Raw genomic sequence first — 4,025 nt, forward strand, 5'->3', positions numbered from 1 at the left:
TGTCGCTTTACCATCCGCACCGACCATCACCTCACCGTCGCGGTTGGGCAGTGTGCAGCCGAGCAGGCCGCTGAGCTCTTCCTCACGTGCGCCGTCGAAGACCGGAGTGGCGAGATTGCTGTCGGCAGGCGCGGCCCGCATGTCCTCGGGCAGCGAAATCGCCCAGTCGGGTGTGCCCTGAATCTCCCAGCCCGCCTTGCCGATCCAGCCGAGATGGGTCTCCAAGATCTGGCCGATGTTCATACGACGCGGCACACCGTGACTGTTCAGGATGATGTCCACCGGCGTGCCATCGGGCAGGAACGGCATGTCCTCGGTGGGGAGGATCTTGCCGATGACACCCTTGTTGCCGTGGCGTCCGGCCAGCTTGTCGCCGTCCTGGATCTTGCGCTGCTGCGCCACATAGACGCGCACGAGTTCATTGACACCGGGCGGCAGATCGTCGTCGTCCTCGCGCGAGAACACCCGAATACCGATAACTTTGCCCGATTGACCATGCGGCACCTTCATCGAAGTGTCGCGCACTTCGCGCGCCTTCTCACCGAAGATCGCGCGCAGCAATCGTTCCTCCGGGGTCAGCTCGGTCTCACCCTTGGGAGTGACCTTGCCGACCAGGATGTCACCGTGACGCACCTCCGCACCGACGCGGATGATGCCGCGTTCGTCGAGATCGGCGAGCACTTCGTCGGAGACGTTCGGGATATCGCGGGTGATCTCCTCGGCACCGAGCTTGGTGTCGCGGGCATCGACTTCGTGCTCCTCGATGTGGATCGAGGTGAGCACATCCTGTTCGACGATGCGCTGCGACAGGATGATCGCGTCCTCGTAATTGTGGCCTTCCCACGGCATGATCGCCACGAGCAGGTTCTTGCCGAGCGCCATCTCACCGTTCTCGGTGCACGGGCCATCGCCAAGCACTTGACCGGACTCGACGCGCTGACCCTCGTCCACGATCGGGCGTTGATTGACGCAATTGCCTTGGTTCGAGCGGGCGAACTTGCGTAACCGGTAGCTCTTGCGGGTGCCGTCGTCGGCCATCACGGTGATGAAGTCGCCCGAAACCTCCTCCACCACACCGGCTTTCGTGTTGACGACCACATCGCCCGAATCGAGTGCGGCACGAAACTCCATACCGGTACCGACAATCGGGGATTCGGAACGGATCAGCGGCACGGCCTGGCGCTGCATGTTCGCACCCATGAGGGCACGGTTGGCGTCGTCGTGCTCGAGGAACGGAATCATCGCGGTCGCGACCGAAACCATCTGGCGCGGCGAAACATCCATGTAGTCGACCTCGTCGGCGGGAACCGATTCGACCTCCTCGCCGAGGCGCCGGGCCAGGATCTTGTCCTCTACCAGGTATCCGTCCGCGTCGGTCAGCGAATTGGCCTGCGCACGCACATATCGTTCCTCTTCGTCCGCGGTGAGGTATTCGACGTCATCGGTCGCCCTGCCGTCGACCACCTTGCGGTACGGCGTCTCGATGAAGCCGAACGGATTGACCCGCGCGTACACCGAAAGGTAGCCGATCAGGCCGATATTCGGGCCTTCCGGGGTCTCGATCGGGCACATCCGGCCATAGTGACTGTGGTGCACATCGCGCAGTTCGAGGCTGGCGCGTTCCCGGGACAGACCACCCGGGCCCAGCGCCGAGAGCCGGCGCTTATTTGTCAGACCCGACAGCGGGTTGTTCTGGTCCATGAACACCGACAGCTGCGAAGTCCCGAAGAACTCCCTGATCGACGCGGTGACCGGACGGATATTGATCAACGTCTGCGGGGTGATGGCTTCGACGTCCTGGGTGGTCATCCGCTCGCGGACCACCCGCTCCATCCGCGACATGCCGACCCGGATCTGGTTCTGGATCAGCTCGCCGACCCTGCGCAGGCGACGGTTGCCGAAATGGTCGATGTCATCGACCTCGACCCGAACCTCGACACCACCGGGCGCCGTCATAGTCCGTTCGCCCGCGTGCAGCCGGACCAGGTACTCGATGATCGCGATGAGATCCTCCTCGCTCAGCACCTGGTCCGTGGTGGTGCTGATGCCGAGCTTCTTGTTCATTTTGTAGCGACCCACGCGCGCCAGGTCGTAGCGCTTGTCCTTGAAGAACAGGTTCTCCAGGAGCGCTTGCGCGGACTCCTTGGTCGGCGGCTCACCCGGACGCAGCTTGCGATAGATATCGAGCAAGGCGTCGTCGGTGCCGACCGTATGGTCCTTCTCCAGGGTCGACATCATGACCTCGGAGAAGCCGAAGCGCTGCGTGATCTGCTCGGAACTCCAGCCGAGCGCCTTGAGGAAGACCGTCACGGGTTGGCGGCGCTTGCGGTCGATGCGCACGCCGACGGTGTCGCGCTTGTCGACATCCAACTCCAGCCAAGCCCCACGCGACGGAATGACCCGCACGCTGTGCAGATCCTTCTCCGTACCCTTGTCGACGCTGTGATCGAAATAGACACCCGGCGAACGCACCAGCTGCGAAACAACCACGCGCTCGGTGCCGTTGATGATGAAGTGCCCTTATCGGTCATCATCGGGAAATCACCCATGAAGACCGTCTGGCTCTTGATCTCACCGGTGTTGTTGTTGATGAACTCGGCGGTCACGAACAACGGCGCCGCATAGGTCATGTCCTTGTCTTTGCACTCGTCGACGGAGGCCTTGACCTCCTCGAAACGAGGATCAGAGAAAGAAAGGGACATCGACCGGGAGAAGTCCTCGATCGGCGAGAGCTCCTCGAGCACCTCCTGCAGTCCGCCTGTCGAACTACCCACGCCGAGCTCGGCGGCGCGGGCTTCCCATTCCGGTCCGCCGATCAGCCAGGCGAACGAATCGGTCTGCACGTCGAGCAGGCCGGGGACCTCCAGTGGCTCCCGGACCCTGGCGAAGGAAATCCGCTTCGGTGCACCGACCGTCCGGCTCGATTCTGACAAGGTGCGTCCTTCCCCTCACGCAATGCGCGAACATCGCTTGTCTACTGACGAATTCCGCCCCGGCCGCGCACCCGAACGAAACTCGCGCACCACGAAGGAAACATCACCACAGCGGATGATGTTTACAACGATTGGTTCGTGAGGTGGACAGGAGGCAACCAGCGCAACGTCCAAAATTACACTCGCACCCACTGAATGTCGAGTGCGGAATCAGAATAGGAGTCAATGTTTTTGGGCTACGTCGAACCCGCGCTGAATTGCTTCCCATTTATAGAATAACTTGCGGAACCCGCCTACGTCAAGCTTTTCGCCACATTTCAGGCGATGGGCCGGTCCGTCGGCAGATTGACGAAGCTGGGTGCATCCGGATCGAGCTGCAGGTATTGCGTCTTGAGTTCGGTGGCGTTGAGCATCGGCCGAAAAGCCATTGCCTTCGGCACGTTTCCGGCGAACACATCCACCCGCAGCCGGTGGCCGGGCGCCAAGACGGCCTGCGTCGGGATGACTGCGATATCCAGCGTCATCGGCTTTCCCGGCACGACGGGCAGCATGCTGTCCAGGGTGATCGGGTTGTACGGTGCGGTGTAATCGCCGCTCGCCGAGCGCATACTCCGCGCCTCGTCCACCGCGCGCAGCGACGCGGTGAGCTGGCCGGTGGTCAACACGGTCGACGTGCCGTCGGGCGAGACATCGTTGACGGTGACGTCCCAATAGCCGTCCGTCGCATCGTGAACCGCATTGAGGTGCACATTGATCGGTCCGGAGATCACCGTCGGCTCACGCATCTCCGCACTGGTGAAGGTCAGCCCGTTGCTCTCGGCGACGCGAGAGTCCTTGGCGCAGATATCGAATGGCGCGGCCAGACCGGCGGAGCCCTGAGCGGCATCGCGTGAGCACGCCATGGTCACCCCCGGCGACACCTGCAGCGCGATGCGCTCCTCCGGCTTCGTCGAGGACAGCGAGCCGTCGTGTACCGAATGCTCGGCGGTATCGCTCGACGCCGAGGACAGGTAGACACGGCGATGCGTGACACCGGATTCCGGGAACTGCCCCAAGGTCTTCCAGCCCGAGCCCTGCTCCCACAGGGTGATC

General features: G+C 62.7%; 1 protein-coding gene and 1 pseudogene. Both read right to left on the bottom strand.

Annotation, left to right across the window (positions count from 1 at the left end; genetic code table 11):
- A pseudogene (gene rpoB, locus NP3_RS03740) lies at positions 1-2,933 on the bottom strand (DNA-directed RNA polymerase subunit beta); the annotation flags it as partial.
- A 317-nt stretch (positions 2,934-3,250) separates the two neighbouring features.
- On the bottom strand, positions 3,251-4,025 hold a 775-nt coding region (locus NP3_RS03745), incomplete at its 5' end, for a CocE/NonD family hydrolase (protein WP_157124059.1).

This window comes from Nocardia pseudovaccinii NBRC 100343 (assembly GCF_001613225.1).
GTDB classification, from domain to species: Bacteria; Actinomycetota; Actinomycetes; order Mycobacteriales; family Mycobacteriaceae; genus Nocardia; species Nocardia pseudovaccinii.